The organism is Mycobacterium sp. IDUB_21 (assembly GCF_055419425.1).
The window spans coordinates 196416-211608 of the sequence record NZ_JBVAXQ010000006.1 but is presented as its reverse complement, the minus strand read 5'-3'; the positions used below and the strand labels follow the sequence as shown (position 1 = coordinate 211608).

Annotated in this window: 14 protein-coding genes and 2 pseudogenes; 4 read left to right on the top strand and 12 right to left on the bottom strand. The window is 66.3% G+C overall.

Annotated elements, in window-relative coordinates; genetic code table 11:
* The 5 genes and pseudogenes from ACZYY4_RS11825 to ACZYY4_RS11805 all read right to left on the bottom strand — a co-directional run.
* Positions 1-847: pseudogene (locus ACZYY4_RS11825) on the bottom strand (DUF5631 domain-containing protein); the annotation flags it as partial.
* A 31-nt stretch (positions 848-878) separates the two neighbouring features.
* Complete coding sequence (locus ACZYY4_RS11820) at positions 879-1259, bottom strand: hypothetical protein (protein ID WP_463810160.1); 381 nt, start codon at positions 1257-1259, stop codon at positions 879-881.
* Positions 1260-2336: 1077 nt separating this feature from the next.
* Positions 2337-2816 (bottom strand): nuclear transport factor 2 family protein, encoded by a 480-nt coding sequence (locus ACZYY4_RS11815; protein WP_463810159.1) that lies wholly within the window; start codon positions 2814-2816, stop codon positions 2337-2339.
* Between the two features lie 51 nt (positions 2817-2867).
* The gene (locus ACZYY4_RS11810) at positions 2868-4547 is read right to left on the bottom strand and encodes a serine/threonine-protein kinase PknH/PknJ (protein WP_463810158.1); all 1680 of its coding nucleotides are present in this window, start codon (positions 4545-4547) and stop codon (positions 2868-2870) included.
* 104 nt (positions 4548-4651) lie between these two features.
* Positions 4652-4882, bottom strand: a pseudogene (locus ACZYY4_RS11805) (VOC family protein); the annotation flags it as partial.
* Positions 4883-4940: 58 nt separating this feature from the next.
* Here ACZYY4_RS11805 and ACZYY4_RS11800 point away from each other — a divergent pair.
* On the top strand, positions 4941-5858 hold the full coding sequence (locus tag ACZYY4_RS11800) for an alpha/beta fold hydrolase (protein WP_463810157.1): 918 nt from the start codon (positions 4941-4943) through the stop codon (positions 5856-5858).
* On the opposite strand, the gene ACZYY4_RS11795 is transcribed toward ACZYY4_RS11800, so the two are convergent.
* Positions 5824-6810, bottom strand: coding sequence for a dipeptidase (locus ACZYY4_RS11795; protein WP_463810156.1), 987 nt, complete (start codon positions 6808-6810; stop codon positions 5824-5826). The two genes, ACZYY4_RS11800 and ACZYY4_RS11795, sit on opposite strands and share 35 nt — an antisense overlap.
* Positions 6811-6852: 42 nt before the next feature.
* Between ACZYY4_RS11795 and ACZYY4_RS11790 the strand changes: the two genes are divergently transcribed.
* Positions 6853-7458, top strand: a complete 606-nt coding sequence (locus ACZYY4_RS11790; protein ID WP_463810155.1) for a GNAT family N-acetyltransferase — start codon at positions 6853-6855, stop codon at positions 7456-7458.
* Here ACZYY4_RS11790 and ACZYY4_RS11785 read toward each other — a convergent pair whose 3' ends face one another.
* From ACZYY4_RS11785 to ACZYY4_RS11770, 4 genes are all read right to left on the bottom strand, one after another.
* Entirely contained in the window at positions 7459-8577 is a 1119-nt protein-coding gene (locus ACZYY4_RS11785; protein ID WP_463810154.1) for a nitronate monooxygenase, read from the bottom strand.
* 25 nt (positions 8578-8602) lie between these two features.
* Positions 8603-10063, bottom strand: coding sequence for an alkaline phosphatase family protein (locus ACZYY4_RS11780; protein ID WP_463810153.1), 1461 nt, complete (start codon positions 10061-10063; stop codon positions 8603-8605).
* A gap of 96 nt (positions 10064-10159) precedes the next feature.
* Positions 10160-11254, bottom strand: a complete 1095-nt coding sequence (locus ACZYY4_RS11775) for a DUF4185 domain-containing protein (protein WP_463810152.1) — start codon at positions 11252-11254, stop codon at positions 10160-10162.
* A 3-nt stretch (positions 11255-11257) separates the two neighbouring features.
* Positions 11258-11974 (bottom strand): TetR family transcriptional regulator, encoded by a 717-nt coding sequence (locus ACZYY4_RS11770; RefSeq protein ID WP_463810151.1) that lies wholly within the window; start codon positions 11972-11974, stop codon positions 11258-11260.
* 70 nt (positions 11975-12044) lie between these two features.
* On the opposite strand from ACZYY4_RS11770, the gene ACZYY4_RS11765 reads away from it, so the two are divergent.
* Positions 12045-13094, top strand: a complete 1050-nt coding sequence (locus ACZYY4_RS11765; RefSeq protein ID WP_463810150.1) for a ferredoxin reductase — start codon at positions 12045-12047, stop codon at positions 13092-13094.
* Between the two features lie 18 nt (positions 13095-13112).
* Positions 13113-14231, top strand: a complete 1119-nt coding sequence (locus ACZYY4_RS11760) for a fatty acid desaturase family protein (RefSeq protein ID WP_463810149.1) — start codon at positions 13113-13115, stop codon at positions 14229-14231.
* 15 nt (positions 14232-14246) lie between these two features.
* Here ACZYY4_RS11760 and ACZYY4_RS11755 read toward each other — a convergent pair whose 3' ends face one another.
* Both ACZYY4_RS11755 and ACZYY4_RS11750 read right to left on the bottom strand, forming a co-directional pair.
* Positions 14247-14459, bottom strand: coding sequence for a TOBE domain-containing protein (locus tag ACZYY4_RS11755; protein WP_463810148.1), 213 nt, complete (start codon positions 14457-14459; stop codon positions 14247-14249).
* A gap of 45 nt (positions 14460-14504) precedes the next feature.
* Positions 14505-15113: a TetR/AcrR family transcriptional regulator gene (locus tag ACZYY4_RS11750; RefSeq protein WP_463810147.1), complete on the bottom strand. Its 609-nt coding sequence runs from the start codon at positions 15111-15113 to the stop codon at positions 14505-14507.
* Between the last annotated feature and the right edge of the window lie 80 nt (positions 15114-15193).

Here is a 15193-nt window from a genome sequence, read left to right as displayed (position 1 = left end):
CGACAGTGCTACCGCCGGGTGCGGTGTTGGTGCCGCCGGGTGGGGCGCCGACTGGACCGACAGTGTTCCCGTTGGTTGTGCTGGCGGCTGGGCTGACTCCGCCGGGTGTGTTGGTGCTGCCGGGTGTGGCGCCGGCTGGGCCGACAGTGCTACCGCCGGGTGCGGTGTTGGTGCCGCCAGGTATAGCGCCGGCTGGACCGACAGTGCCATCGCTACCCGGACCATTAGCGGAGACCCCGCCGATTCCGGCGCCTGTAGCGCCGCCGCCGTCGGTTCCACCGCCTTTGTGAGGTGTCCTGTTCACGTCGTCCGCGCTGATGTGCGGCGTGGGCGGTGTGCCGAAGTTGGCGCCGTGGTCTTGAAGCCACTCCTGGGCGTCTTGGGCGACGTCCATGTCGTTGAACATCGACTGTGTCGCGGTGACAATCGCACTATTGGCGTCAATACCGGCACTCGCCGCTAAGGCGTTGGCCTTGGCGATTACCCCGTTGATCTCAGGCAGTTTCGATTCCACCGAGCCTTGCCGCGAAAGGATGTCATCGATCTCTTGGTTGCCTTGACGCGCGATCTCGGTTAGCCGATCGCGAAGATGGTTTACCGCGTCAGCAACTCTGCCGTTGGCGGTGCTTTTAGCGCGGCAGTCGTCCCGAATTTTTCTGAGCCGTTTTATTCCTGTCCGCAGCCTGGCAATCATGTCATCGGCGGTGTGGCCGCTGTTGTTCTGTCCGAAGAATGTGAGGACTTTGTCTAACTCGCCGGCTTCTCGCTCTTTGACATCGGCATGGTTGGACCAGAAGCTGATTCCGAGCGTCGGTTGGGCAGGCGGCGCGGGCCACGAGGCACTCACCAGCCAGGCTGACCAGGCCCCGGGCGGTAGGTCACTCACCGCAGAGCTCTTCCATTGTTCCGACCTTGGCGTTCGTAGTTTCGATCGCCGCTTGATATTTTGCGGCGTCCGCCAGGCTTCCTGTAGCTGCCATGTTCTGATAAGCGGCCGCTAATGCGCGTGCAGCGTCGCGGTCCTTTGCGGCTAGCGCTGGGTCTGCGGCCGCGGTTTCGAGCATGAGCGCACCGTTAATCATCGAGATTCTCGCCAGTGCAGTGTCGCCATCCGGCGCCGTTTCGATGTGGGCAGCGCGCGATGCGAGCTTGTATTTATCGCATAGTTGTTCCTGCGCCGCGGTCTTTTCGGCCGCAGTGTAGGCGGGGCTGGGCGATGGCCGGACGAGTGCCAAGATCGCCACGATCAAGGCGGCCACAGCAATCAAACCAGCTAGTACCGGAAGTGCTATCGCGGTCCGACGGTGCGGTTGAACTAGAGGTGGTACAGGCCAGGGCTGTGTCGTGGTCACATTGCGGATGGTAGACCCGATGGGCACTTCTGCGCTTACACCGCTGCTTCATCAGCTGAACAATGGAAGTCGACTGCGGTCGGGCCCTGCCGTACGCCATCGCGCATGCTTAGGCCGGTCGACGCGCGAGCCATCGGACTGCGGGCGTGGCGTGCCGCACACTTATGCAGAGGCGCTTTCATCGGCAGTCGGGCCCACCGGGACGGGTAGGGAGACGGTGGAAGGCCGTTTCGCAGAGTTTCTACGCAAGTAGTTTCGGCACGGAAAGATTGGCCTACCTGCTGCACCAGCCGCGAAGCCGGAGAACGAATCGAGGCTGACATGACAACGAGTTCGGTACCGAGCCTGGACGCTGGTAACCACGGCACCTGTCGCGGTTGCCTGCCTGACCTTGGGCATGGCCTGGGCGGTGCGACACTACCGCGCGTCACCCGCCGCCAGCGCCGACGACTGCGCCGTGGTGGCGCAGTTGGCCCAGCTGTGGAGGGCGGATTCGGAAGACGCAATGGATGGGCTAGCCAGAGACGACAACAACCCGTTCACCGAAGCCGACGGCACCGCTGCGCTGAGCGAGAAGGTGCGCTCCGCAGCGCAGTCGGTTAGCGATCCCGCGATCAAAGCAGAACCTGGCCAGCTGGGCGGATGGCTTCGCGTTGCTGGCTCAGATCATTCGTGGCGACGCACAACGGTCCATGCCAGCAGAGCCGTCCGCGGAATCCGAATGAATCTCCCAGGCCGGCGATCTGATCTACCTGACCGCCGACAAAGCTACGAGCCACCTGCCCCGAGGCCTTTTCGTCTCGTCGCTAACTCTAACCGCGCCAACGGCTTTCAGAATTCCGGCCGCGGTCGGCAGGAAAGGTTGGTTGCCGATCCGGCACCTGGCGCGGCACAACGATGCCTGCTCGGTGGGCGCGGGCGCCCCTACTGAACAAAAGAATTGCAGAAGAGCACTCAGAAGTACTGCGCCGAGCGCAGTAGGTGTTATCGGACGCAGATCTTCCAGCCGTCAGTGCGCTCCAGTCGCAGTGGGGGAGAGCCATTTCCGATGGCTTCGTTTTGGGAGTCGAGTGTCACCGTGGCGACGTCACCGTCGATGTCGACGGCGCTGACCGTTACTCGGGTCATCCCGCCGTCCGCCCGGCCCTTCTTCAGTAGGTCCATGACCGGGCCGTCGGTGAATTGGTCGCGCATCGCCGGGCACATCTGCTGCTTGTAGACGTCCCAATTCTGCGTGTTGTAGGCGTCCTGGAATGCCTGCACGGTCTGGCGGATCTGGTCTTCGTCGGAGGGGGGAGCCGGTGGTTCAGGAGCCGGCGGAGGTGGCGGTGCGGCGGCCACCGGTGCAGGGGAGGAAGAGTGCTCGGCCACAGGAGTTCCCGCGGTCGTCGACGAGTTGCAGGCGGTCACCAGCACGCCGGTGACCAGCAACGAACCGATGCCCGCGTACCAGCGCACAGTCATGATGAGTGGACCTCCTGGTTGTGGTGGCAGTTCATGTTATGACCGACCGGCCTATGGGCGGGGCACCCGGTCGCCGGTGGCGTTGACCAGCGCGGATACGTCGTTGCCGCCACGCGGAAGACACTGCCGGATGTCGATGAGCACATTGCCGCGCACGTTGATGCCGTGCTGGCAGACCGCGGTGCCGTCGCGCAGCTTGGCGGCGGAGGTAACGGTGCCGGCGAATGTCTGCGATTGGTCGAACTCCCAGGCCTGCGGGCCGCTGCCGGGGGCGGCGACGGTGATCGACTGGCCGGCGCAGCTCTGCCATTGTCGCTGCTGTTTCTGCAACGATTGCACCGCGGCCATGTGCGTCGGGTACGAGACAACGGCTTGGACCACACCCTCCTCGGTCACCTTGCGGTTCATCGCGCGAAGGGACTGCACGGCAACGCCGCTCTGCCCGTAACCGGCGTAGCCGTGCTCCTGGGCGGGAGCCCAAGTCCCGACGCAGTCCGCGGGACTAACGGTGCCGGCATCGTCGAGCAGGGTGTCGACGTCTTCTTCAAGGACCAACTCGTGCGCGCTGCTGCCGCGGAGTTGGTCGGCGGGCAACAGAATCGCTCGCAACGCCGCCGGTTGCACGTCATCAGAGGCGGGGCCGAGCGTGGAGTCTTCTTCCGGGCCGGCCAGGGGAATCGTGGAGTGCGCCGGCGTATCCGACGCGACTGCGCCGGTCGGCTCAGAAGGGTGCTCCTGGCCCGTCACCATGACGGCAGCTATCGAACCCGACACCAGCAGTACCGCCGCCGCGCCGCCTGCCAGCATCCAGCTGCGCCGCCGCGGACGCGATGAAGACTCCGGGGCTGGCCGTGGCACAACCTGCGGAGTGGCGTAGCGCAACCCGGCCGGCAGTTGGTTGGACAGTGCGGCCTGCGCCGCCTGAGCGAGCGCGCTTGCCGAGGCGAAGCGAGCCCCTGGATTCTTGGCCATGGCCGTGGCGATGACGACGTCAAGTGCCGGCGGCAGAGCGGGCAGGAAATCGCTGACCCGCGGCGGCGGCTGTTGTAGGTGGGCCATCATCACCGCCGCCACCCCATTGGCCGACGAGAATGGGGCGCGGCCGGTCAGCAGCGAAAACAGGGCGCAGCCCAGCGAGTAGATGTCGGCGCGACGGTCGAGTTGCGTGCCGGACAAGACTTCCGGTGCTGCGTAGGCGATGGTCGCTAACACCGATCCGGTCGCGGTCAGACCGACGTCGTCGAGGGCTCTGGCAATGCCGAAATCGCCCAGCAGTGCTCGCTCGTCTGGCCCCGGCGTACCCGACAGCAAGAAGTTGGCGGGTTTCACGTCACGATGGATGACGCTGCGTGCGTGGGCGTAGTCGAGGGCTTTGGCGACATCGGTGATGATGTGGACGGCGCGCCGCGCTGTCATGGCTCCGCTTTGTTGGGCGGCGTCGGCGTCGGTGCCGTCGACGAATTGCATTGCGATCCACAATTGCCCGTCCGCGGTCTGCCCGCGGTTGTAGACCGAGACGATGTTGGGGTGGTCCAGACCTGCGGCTACTTCGGCTTCGCGAATGAAGCGCGCACGGAAGTCAGGGTTGCGGGACAGCTCCGCGGACAGCACTTTCAGCGCCTCGTGACGGGGCAGTGTCGGATTGGCCGCGAGGTACACCGTTCCCATGCCGCCCGCGCCGAGGACCCGCTCGATGCGGTAGCCGGCGACTATTTGCCCGGCGGTGAACATCGACACCCCCATCGGTCATGGACGTCGCCTGAACGCATACCGCCGCATTGCGGCAAAGACTACCGAGTCGGTGCCTGCAGCATAGGAGATCCCCGCGCGCCCCCTTACCGCGCCAACGGCTTATAGAACACCAGCCCGTTGCCCTTGTTGTCGTAGACCGCGGCGCGACGCTCATGCGCATCGTCGTACGGGCCCTTCACGATCCCGCCACCGCTGGCTTCGATGGCCTTGGCGGCATCGTCGACGTCGTCGGTTTTGATACCGACCACCACCTGGCCGTGGATGGGATGGTCCACCGCGGTCGTCAAGGCCAGCGTCACCGATCCGCCGTCGAGCTGCTGTCTCCTGTCGGTCCGATCTGATTCGAGGCTAGGCCCGGGATACCGTCAGCGGGTGGGTAAACGTCTTGCCGCTTTGGCGATCACGGTCGTTCTTGTCACGCTGCTGGTCAATACGGTGATCAGCGACCGCACTTCGCGGGCCGCTGAATCATTCGGGAGCGGACGGGTGCTCGAGCTACCCGGGCCGGACTTGAACATCCGCGAGTACGGCTCGGATGGGGACCGCGCCGTCGTTCTGCTGCACGGCTATACCGCCTCGATCCGGTGGTGGGAAGCCGTGGCGGCGGAGTTGGCGCACGGCACCCGGGTGATCGCGGTCGACCTGGTCGGCCACGGCGGCTCCGAAGCGCCTCGTGATCGGGCGGCCTACAACGCCGCCGGGCAAGCGAGCGCGGTGCACCAGGCGCTCGATGCCCTGGGGGTGCGGCACGCCGTGCTGGTCGGACATTCGATGGGCGGGCTGGTAGCCACCGCGCTGGCCGAGAGCGCACCGGAGCTGGTGGAGCGGGTGGTGGTCGCCGATACCCCTGGGGCCCAGGGGATGGTGGCCATGCCCGTGTTGGGCAATGCGGTGTGCTGGCCGGTGCTCGGTGCGGCCCTGGACCGATTCCGCAGCATCGACGCTGTCGACAAGCCCTCACTGCAAACCGGCTTCGCTACCGGCTTCGTCGTTCCCGAGCTGGCCTACCAGTCGTTGAAGCGCATGACCCACAACGCATTGTGCGACGCCAAGACGGCGGGTGATATCAACGAGCAGCGTGCCGTGGCCGACCGGCTGGCGGGCTTGGGCAAACCGGTGCGGGTGGTCTGGGGCGAAGATGACGTGCTGACCCCGACGCAGCCCAACGTGGACCGCTACCGCGCAGCCGGCCTGGATCCGGTCGTCATCGCCGGATCAGGACACAGCCCGATCGTGGAGAAGCCGGCAGAATTCGTCAGCGCCGTAAAGCAGTTCGTCCAAGGGGCCTAGCCGCCCAGCTCCGCTCGGCCACCCGACGAAAATTTCCTCCGAGCACCGCACCGATGTCGGCGCCAGCCCAGCCGCGGGCCGAAAGGTGCTCGCCCAGCTCCAGCCACGTCTCCGGTGGCATCCATTGGATCAGCCCCCAACGGGTATAGCTGTCGTCGAACAACTGCGGGTTAGCGGCCATCTCCTCGGTGAGTTCGGTGTGATCGAACGAGTAGTCAGTGCTGACCCCGACGTGCTCGACGCCGACCAGCTCGACCGCGTACTCCAGGTGACGCGTCATCGCCTCAAGCGTTGGAGTGTTGGGGCCCAGGAAGATTCCGACCCCGGTGATGCCAATGACGCCGCCGGTGGCTGCGCACGCCCGGGCCTGATCGTCGGTGATGTTGCGCGGGTGATCCCAGATCGCCCGCATGCAGGAGTGGCTGTAGATCACCGGCCGGGTCGAGACGTCGCACAGGTCCAGGCCAGTGCGGGCGCTGCAGTGTGAGCCGTCGGGCACCATGCCGACGGCGTTCATCTCGACGACGACCTCGCGGCCCCATGCGGTGAGCCCGCCGTCAGTGGCGTCCAGACAACCATGGCCGGCCCGGTTGGCGTGGTTGTAGGTGGGCAGCAGGGTGCGCACCCCGTGCTCGACCAGGATCGCCAGATTTCCGAGGTCGTCGTCGAGCGGGTTGGAGTCCTCCAGATCGAACACCACCGCGATGCCGCCGGCACCGGTGATCGCCTCGACGTCGGCCAGGCCGGCCGCCACCGTCAGGCCCGGATGAGCGTCGATCGCGCTCCGATAGTGCCGCAGCAGGGCCATGGTGTCGGCGAACCGCTGCGGTGAATAGCCGGCGTTGACCGAGAGCACGGCGCCGCCGGGGCGCTGGTAGCGGGTCAGCGGGGCCACCTCGGTGCCGTCGCGCAGCGGCAGGCAGGTGTGCTGGTCCCACAGCAAGGTGCTCATAGCCACTGATCCTGCCCCTGCGGACGGCACTAATCTGGCCAGATGGCGATTGACGTACGGCCCGCGAACAAGCCCGACATCACACCACTGGCACAGACGTTGGGCCGGGCGTTCTACGACGATCCGGTGTCGATGTGGATGCTGCCCGATGACGCCTCCCGTACCGCTCAGCTGGCGGCGTTCTTCGGCACCTCGACCCGGGTGCACCATCTATCCGGCGGCGGGGTTGAGGTGGCCTACGACGGTTCGACCGTGGGGGCGGCGGCGCTGTGGGATCCCCCCAACTGCTGGAAGCAGTCGACGTGGTCGCAGTTGCGGATGGTGCCGGCGTTGATCCGGTCGTTCGGCTTCCGTCTTTCGCAAGGCCGGGCGCTCTCGGATCTGTTGGACGCCAACCATCCTGAGGAGCCGCACTGGTATCTGGCGGTGATCGGCAGTGACCCGAGTGTGCGTGGCAAAGGCTTCGGGAAGGCCGTCATGCAGCCGCGGCTGGATCGCTGCGACGCCGATTACTGCCCGGCCTATCTGGAATCCAGCAAGGAAGAAAACGTGCCGTACTACGAGCGTTTCGGCTTCCAGGTGATCGGGGAGATCACATTGCCCAATGGCGGGCCGACACTGTGGAAGATGTGGCGGGAGCCGCGGTAGTCAGTCCTCGACGGAGGCACCGAGTCGTTCGGCGGCCGCGAGGTAGTCCTGGGCGAACTCGAACACGACGTCGCGGGCGGGCTTGACCTTGTTCATCAGTCCGACGCCCTGGCCCACGAAATAAGTGGACAGTGCTTGCGCCCCGGGGTGGCCGGTGGCGGCGAGGGCGTCGATGCGGCGAAGCGTGGGCTCGGCCAGCATGGACTGCAGCGGCAGCGGCAGAGTTGGGTGACCGGTTTCGTTGGGCCGCCATGCGTCCGTCCACTCCGAGACCAGTTGCCGGGCGGGCTTGCCGGTGCGCCCGGTGGAGCGGATGGTGTCCCGCGAACTCGCCGCGAGCATCTTCTGCTTGGTGTGCGGTGCGGTTTCGGCTTCCTCGGTCGTGAGCCACACCGAACCCGTCCATGCCCCGGCGGCCCCCAACGCCACGCAGGCCGCCATCTGCCGGCCGGTGACGATCCCGCCGGCGGCCAGCACCGGTACCGCGTTGTCGATCGCGTCGATGACCTCGGGAACCAGTACCAGCGTGGAGACTTCGCCGCAGTGGCCGCCTGCCTCGGTGCCCTGGGCGACGATCAGGTCGACGCCGTGCGACACCTGTTTGAGGGCGTGTTCCTTGGCGCCGACCAGGGCCGCGACCGGGATGCCGTTGTCCTGTCCGGACTTGATCATGTAGTCCGGGGGCACGCCGAGTGCATTGGCCATCAGCTTGATGGGATGGGCGACGGCGACCTCGAGCAGTTGTTCTCCGGCGCTGCCGGCGAGCATGGCCGTTCCCAGTCGGGGGGTGTCGTCGGGCTCGATGTCGTGCTGGGCCAACAACTCTGCGATGAACGTCTTGTAGTCATCGGGGATCCGGTCGGACAGCTGGTGACCGGACAGGTTCTCGCCCTTGCCTTCGAATTTGGCCGGCACGATGATGTCGATGCCGTAGGGCTTGCCTTTCACCTGCTCGTCGATCCAGCTCAACTCCTGATCCAACTGCTCGGGGGTGTAGGCGGCACCGCCGAGCACACCGAAGCCGCCGGCGTTCGTCACGGCGGCCACGACGTCGCGGCAGTGGCTGAAGGCGAAGAGCGGAAAGTCGATGCCGTACTGCTCGCAGATGGGGGTCTTCACGTCGCCGCTCCTTCGTTGGACAGGGTCAGCCCACCAGTGCGTCGACGTCGAGCAGCAGGGGCACCTCGGAGTCTCCCAGGTCGGGGACGACAACGGTGTGGTCGGCCAACAAGGCTTCCACCGATCCGGTGAACTCGGCGCTTCCGGGCAGCGGTAGCGGGGCGTCGTTCGGCGCGATGACGCCGGCCCCGGTGAGGTATCCGACCGCCCTGCCCAAATCGGTGGCTACGTCGACCACCACCGGGCCGACGGTGTTGAGCACCCACTGGGCGCCCTGGGCCAGCCCGCTGATCAGAAAGATGTCCTGGTCGATGATCGTCTGCAGGTAGTTGTTGATGGGCGGGAGCAGGTAACTTTCGATGAAGAAGCCGGCGCCGCCGGCCAGCGCACGCAAGCTCAGCATGATGTCGGTACCGATGTTGGGGTAGCCGAAGCTGTTGATCGCATCAGTGAGGGCCTGCTTGAGATCGACCGGGAAGACGACGCTGTTCAGCAGGTCCGGGTCGCTCTGCATCGGGGCGCCGTCGAAATCCGACCGCATCGGGATCCCGAAGGCTTGCAGGATCGTGGGCGTGATGTCGACGGTGCGGTAACTCAAGCTTTGAGCGCCGTCTTGCGCATCATTTCCAGCCAGCGAGAACATGACGAAACTCGATGTCTCGTTGGGCGTCTGGAAGCCGTGGCCGAGGCTGAAACCGGGCAGGGTCAGCGTCTGTTGGTGGCCGTGGTCGGTGACCGCGATGATCGTCCAGCGGTCGCCGGTGGCCGCCTCGGCCTGGGCCACCGCCTCCATGATCTGCTTGATGTTGGCCCCGACGTTGACGACGGCTTGCATGTACTCCTCGGACCCGCCGCTGAACGAGTGTCCGGCGTGGTCGACCTGCGACTGGTAGGAGAACAGGAAGCTCGAGATGTCCGGGTTGTCCGCGGTGGCCAGGATCTTGGCGACGGTCGCGTCGGTGACCAGCGCGTCCATCTCCGCGGAGGTGGAGCCCCCGGAAATGCCGATGATGTTGTCGGCCGGATAGCCGCCCGTGGAGGCCATGTCGGTGAAGAGGCCCCGGCCGGAGATGACGGTGGTGTCGATCTCCGGCTTGTTGTACTCGATCAGGTTGAACACCGACGGCCAGGTCGTGTACGGCTCGGGCCGGTAGATGTTGCTGACCACTCCGTGCTTGTCGTCCCACACCCCGGTGAGGATCGTCGACCACGACGGAGTGGACATCGTCTGGTGGCCGATGACGCTCGTGGCGGCGGTGACGCCCCGGTCCATCAGCATCTTGAATCCGCTGTCGTCGCCTGAGGCGTACTCCAGGATCTTGTCGAGGTTGGTGCCGTCGGTGCCGATCAACAGCACATGCTCGGCGGCGAGCAGCCAATCGGCGGTCAGCGCGGACAGCCCCGTCTGCTGCCCCACCGCCGCGCCCGTTCCGGCGACCAGGCCGGCGACGGCCGCACCACAGAGCAACTGCTTGATGGTTGTCACGATCGATTCCCTCGCCAACGTTGCACCCGGACCAACTGGCGGAGACACTAACAGTTTCCCAGGGAATATTTAGAACCCTCGCAGGGTCGGTCAGTTTCACCAGGAAGTTACTGAGGATTCTCTGGGATGGGAGCCCAGACTTACAGAATTGTCTCGGCCGCTGAGCAACGTCGCCCGGAACTGCATCACCCGGTAGGGCCAGCCCTGCGCGGTGTTCCACTGCGACACCATCAATCCGACCCCGCCGGTGCGGTCAACCCGCGAACCGGGCAGCAGGTAGCCGCCGTAGAGCTGGGCCACCCGGCCGCCGGCGTGGTCCTCGTCGTCCCAGCTACTGCCCATCAGGGGCAGCTGCAGCGGTGCTTCGCACAAGTCGGTGGTGGGCGAGTCCAGCACGCGATAACCCAGCGCATAGCGCGACGACACGAACCCGCCGAGCACCCAAACTCCGGCGGCCAGGCGCCGCAGCGACAGCTCGCCCCACGTCTCACCGGGCGGGGTGATCGGCACCGGGGTCCGGCCCCAGGCCCGCCGTCCACCGCGATACCCCCAGCCGGAGTACTTGGCGGGATCGGCGATGTCGGCGGGGCGCACTCGCCGCAGAATGATGCCCTTGTCGCGCTGAAACCCGGTCGAGACCACATAGATCCAGCCGTCGTCGGGGTCGTAGTCCCACGACCAGCACTGGGTGTGGCCGCGGTGCAGTCGCGCGGGGAACCGAATCCCCATGTTGAGCCACGAGATTCCACTATCGGCGGATTGCCAGATCTCGGTCCAGGCCACCTTGCCGAAGCCGCGGTTGACGATCGCGTGCAGGTACAGCATCTGATCCACCCGCAGCAGATCGGAGGGGATCACGGTACTGATCGAGCTGCGGTCGAGCCGGGAAACCGGGTCGCGGTGCCGGTAGTGCCACAGTTGCCGGGCGTAGTCGCCGTCGGCGCCGCCGGCGCGCTGGTAGCGGATCCGGTGGCCGGCATCGCCGGTCCCGATCAGGATCACCGGGGAACGCCAGTCGCCCCGACCGACCCGCTGCCCGGCGAAGGTGTCGCCGAACACCGACACCAGCGTGCCGCCCGGCGCCAGCACCGAGGCGCCCAGGTCCGCACACGTCACGCCCCACCGGTCGGTGATGCCCGGGCCGGTGACATCGGCCAGTTTGGCGGGGATATTCCGCGCGGCGGGGCTCACCGCTCAGGGCTTGCTGCGCCAGCCGCCGGCAGAAAGGGCGATCATCCGGAGTTGTTTGACGGCAACATGTTTGATCTCGGCGAGAGCCTCATCGTCCGGGGCCTCCTCGATGGCCTCGGCGGTGATGGTCATCGCGTTGACGAACAACCCGGCCAGGATGTTCAGATCCTCGGTGCTCCACCCGCTCAGCGCGGGGAAGCGCGCCAGGTCGGTGGCCAGCTCGGAGGTGATCAACCGGATCTCGGTGCGAATCGCGTAGCGCAGCACCGTCTTCCCGCTGAAGCGTTCCCGGTTGATGAACCGCCAGTACTCGTGGCGGGAGGCCACGCTGTCGATCAGCACCTCGACCGACGACTCGATGATCCGGGCGGGATCGACACCGCCGGTTCGGGCATCGCGCAGCGTCTCCCGCAGCGCGCTGAACGACTCGTCGATGAGCACCAGGCCCAGTGCGTCCATCGACTCGAAATGCCGGTAGAAGGCGGCCGGCACGATGCTGGCCGCACGCGTCACCTCGCGCAGGCTCAGGGCGCTGAAACTGCGTTCGTCGAGCAGGGTGAGTGCCGCGCTGATGATGGCGCGGCGGGTGGCTTCCTTGCGTTCCTCGCGCGATAGCCGCTCCGGCCGGTCAGGACGGTGCGGGCGCTCGGGTCGGGCCGGACGCTCGGGCCGCGGCGGCCTCGTTCGCCCGGACCGTGAATTCGGCGTACGACTGTTCACTGAGTGTGAAGCGTAACACAACCGGCCGATAGCCCTTGACGGGTCGTGAACAAGTGTTCACTGTGTACATATGTTCACTCAAACTTTGACGCGGCGAGTACTGGGGTCCAGCCTGGTCGATCTGCTCACCGGCCCGCACGGGGTCGACCGCTACACCGAACTGGTGTCGCCGACCTGGAGTCGCAATGACGCCCGCGCCCAGGTGGTCGCCGTGCGGCGCGCGACCCCGCGCAGCGTGACTCTGCTGCTGGAGCCCAACGACGCCTTCGCCGGCTTTCACGCCGGCCAACACATCAACTTGTCCGTCGACATCGACGGGCGGCGGCGCACCCGCTGCTACTCACCGGCCAGCGCCGAGGGGCAGCGGCTCATCGAGCTCACCATCGGCCGCCATGAGTCTGGCCTGGTCTCGGAGCACCTGTACCGCAACGCCCGGCCCGGCATGGTCGTCGGCCTGGACAAGGTCGGCGGCGACTTCGTGTTGCCGGCGATACGGCCCCGGCGGATCCTGCTGATCTCCGGCGGCAGCGGGATCACCCCGGTGATGTCGATGCTGCGCACCTTGATCGCCGAAGGCTATGCCGGCCGGGTGACATTCATCCACTACGCCCGCACGCCCGAGGAGGCCTGCTACCGCGAGGAACTGGCCGCGATGCCGCGTGTGCAGGTGCTGCACGGCTACACCCGAACACCTGAAAAGGGTGACCTGCAAGGCTATTTCGACGCCGAGCACCTGCAGGCGACGACGCCGGAGCCGGATGCGGTGTACGTGTGCGGTCCGCCGGCGCTGGTGGTCGCGGTGCGTGAGCACCGTCCCGACGCGATCTCGGAGAGCTTCGTGCCGCCGGAATTCGCGGCCGACCCGTCCGGGGGGAAGGTGACCTTCCTCGGCAGCACCATCTCGGTGGCCGACGACGGCCGGCCACTGCTGGAACAGGCCGAATCGGCCGGCCTGCAACCGGCCAGCGGATGCCGGATGGGCATCTGCCACAGCTGCACCTGCCGCAAAACCGGAGGCACGGTGCGAAACCTGATCACCGGGGCGGTCTCCACCGCCGAGAGCGAAGACATCCAGATCTGCGTGTCAGTGCCCGTCGGCGACGTCGAAATCGACCTCTAGAAACCAAAGGAGCCCACCATGACACAGTCAGTCCTCGAACAGCCGCAGACCGAGCAACCGCAGGCACCCGAGCAACCGCAGGTCCTCCAGCGCTCAGTGCTGCCCGCGCAGCTCGACGCCTTCGGCGCCGAACTCGACGCCATCCGCCAGAGCGTCCTCGACGACCTCGGCGAACGCGACGCCGACTACATCCACCGGATCATCAAGACCCAGCGCACCCTGGAGGTCGGCGGGCGCGCGCTGCTGTTCTTCAGCATCATCCCGCCGGCCTGGCTGGCCGGGACCGCCATGCTGGGGCTGTCGAAGATCCTCGACAACATGGAGATCGGCCATAACGTCATGCACGGCCAGTACGACTGGATGGGCGAGCCGGCGTTGTACGGCAAGGACTTCGAGTGGGACAACGCCTGCCCGGGCGACCAGTGGCGGCATTCGCACAACTACATGCACCACACCCACACCAACATCGTCGGGATGGACCGCGACGTCGGCTACGGCATCCTGCGGATGAGCGACAAGCAGCGTTGGGAACCCTATTTCCTGGGCAACCCGCTGTACGCCTTCCTGCTGATGGTGCTGTTCCAGTACGGGGTGGCGGTGCATGAGCTGGAGACTGAACGCATCCGGGCCGGCGAGATCGGGTTCGCCGACAAGCGCGAGATGCTGCGCGAAACGTGGCAGAAGGTGCGTCGCCAGACCCTCAAGGACTACGTGGCCTTCCCGCTGCTGGCGGGCCCGTTCGCGCCGCTGGTGTTCGCAGGCAACATGACCGCCAACCTGATGCGCAACGTGTGGTCCTACACGATCATCTTCTGCGGGCACTTCCCCGACGGCACGCAGGAATTCACCGTCGAGGAGACCGAGAACGAGTCGCGCGGGATGTGGTACTACCGCCAGATTCTCGGTTCGGCCAACATCGCCGGCGGCAAGTGGTTCCACATCCTGAGCGGCAACCTGTCGTTCCAGGTGGAGCATCACCTGTTCCCCGACCTGCCGGCGCACCGCTACGCCGAGATCGCGCCGCAGGTGCGCGAGATCTGCGAGCGTTACGGCGTCCCGTACAACACCGGCCCGCTGCTCAAGCAGTTCGGCAGCGTGGTGCGCAAGATCTGCAAGCTGGCGCTGCCTTGGAGTTAAAGAGCACTAAGTGGCTTACTCGACCCCGACGGTGACCTCGGTCGATTTGATGAAGACCGTCGCGGGCTGACCGACCTTGAGGTCGAGATCGAGGGCGGCGTCGCGGGTGACCGAGGAGGTGATCACCTGCTCGCCGCCGTCGAGGCGGATCTTGACCACCGCCATGACCGTGCCGACGTCCAGGTCGGAGATGGTTCCGGTGAGTTGATTGCGGGTGGAGAGTTGCATGGCGGTCCTCCGGATTCTCGGTGTCCCTGACGGGTCAACGGTAGATCAGCACCGAGGGCCCAGCAGGGCAATCGAGGCATCGACCGCCGGCTGGGTGATCGCGCCGATGTCGGTGCCGTCCTCGACTGCCAGCGCGGTCAGCTCTCGCAGGCCGCCGAGCAGGATCACCGCCAGTGCCGGGCTCAGCGGCGGCAGATCGGCCCGCCGAAACCCCGGGCTGCCGCTGAGCTCGATCAGCAGGTTCGACATCAGATCCAGGCCGCGCCGCTGGGCTGGTCGCGCCACTTCGCCCAGCGACGGCAACTCGCGGATCCAGCTCAGCGTGATGGCCGGCCGCGACCCGATCTGCGCGACGTAGGCCCCGACCGCCTGGCGGATCTGATCCTGCCAGTCGGCCAGCGGGTCGATCGCCTCGCGAATCCGCTGGGCCAGCGCCTCGTTGTCGACGCGCAGCAACTCCAAGAAGCACTCTTCCTTGCTGGCGAAGTGGCCATAGAAGGTGCGTTTGGAGGTGCGGGCGACGCGCACGATGTCGGCGACGGTGCTGGCCCGGTAGCCGCGCTCGGCGATCGAGTCGGCCAGGCCGTCGAGCAGTCGGCGCCGAAACGGATCGGCGGCACCCGTCACCTCGCCGTCGGCCGCCAGAGTCGTCATCGCCGCACCTCTCCCGTAAACCCTTGCCAGTCCCTGGTACTAGAGAGTACCGTGTCCGACAAGCGTTTGGTACGCGTCGG